We start from the raw sequence: 1,047 nt of genomic DNA, 5'->3' as shown, positions 1-1,047 counted from the left end.
AGGCTTCGGTGTCGTGTTTCAGCCCCGGTAATTTTCGGCGCAGGACCTCTCGGCTAGTGAGCTATTACGCACTCTTTGAATGTGTGGCTGCTTCTGAGCCAACATCCTAGCTGTCTATGAAATCCCACATCCTTTTCCACTTAACACGTACTTTGGGACCTTAGCCGTAGATCTGGGCTCTTTCCCTTTTGACTACCCAACTTATCTCGTGTAGTCTGACTCCTGCGCTCATCCTCATTGGCATTCGGAGTTTGATAATCTTTGGTAAGCGGTGAAGCCCCCGCGGATATTCAGTGCTCTACCTCCAAGAGGAATGCTACAGGGCTAGCCCTAAAGCTATTTCGGGGAGAACCAGCTATCTCCGAGTTCGATTGGAATTTCTCCCCTATCCACAGCTCATCACCACCCTTTTCAACGGATGTGTGTTCGGACCTCCACAGCCTTTTACGGCCGCTTCATCCTGTCCATGGATAGATCACCCGGTTTCGGGTCTATGTTTGACGACTACTCGCCCTATTCAGACTTGGTCTCCCTTCGGCTATTCACCTTAAGTGCTTAACCTCGCCAACAAACATAACTCGCCGGACCGTTCTACAAAAAGTACGCGATCACTCTCATATGGAGCTTTCGCAGCTTGCAGGCACAGGGTTTCAGGTTCTCTTTCACTCCCCTCCCGGGGTCCTTTTCACCTTTCCCTCACGGTACTATTCGCTATCGGTCACTAAGTAGTATTTAGCCTTACGGGGTGGTCCCCGCATGTTCAGACAAGGTTTCACGTGTCTCGTCCTACTCTGGATACTGTCTCGCTTCGACCGTTTTCGTATACGCGACTTTCACGCTCTTTGGCTCTGACTTTCCATTCAGATTCTACTAACAGTCTCCATCGATTATACAGTCCGAACCCCTAAGAGCAAGCTCCTAGGTTTGGGCTCTTCCGCGTTCGCTCGCCGCTACTTACGGAATCACTTTTGTTTTCTCTTCCTCCGGCTACTTAGATGTTTCAGTTCACCGGGTTCCCTTCGTTAACCTATGGATTCAGTTAACGAT

1 rRNA gene is annotated in these 1,047 nt (G+C 50.0%); it reads right to left on the bottom strand.

The features are described from left to right. A 23S ribosomal RNA gene (locus BLS24_RS15100) occupies positions 1-1,047 on the bottom strand; the annotation flags it as partial.

This window comes from Butyrivibrio sp. INlla18 (genome assembly GCF_900103635.1).
Classification (GTDB): domain Bacteria; phylum Bacillota; class Clostridia; order Lachnospirales; family Lachnospiraceae; genus Butyrivibrio.
The sequence above is the reverse complement of the archived record's forward strand: the minus strand, read 5'-3'. Positions and strand labels throughout refer to the sequence as shown.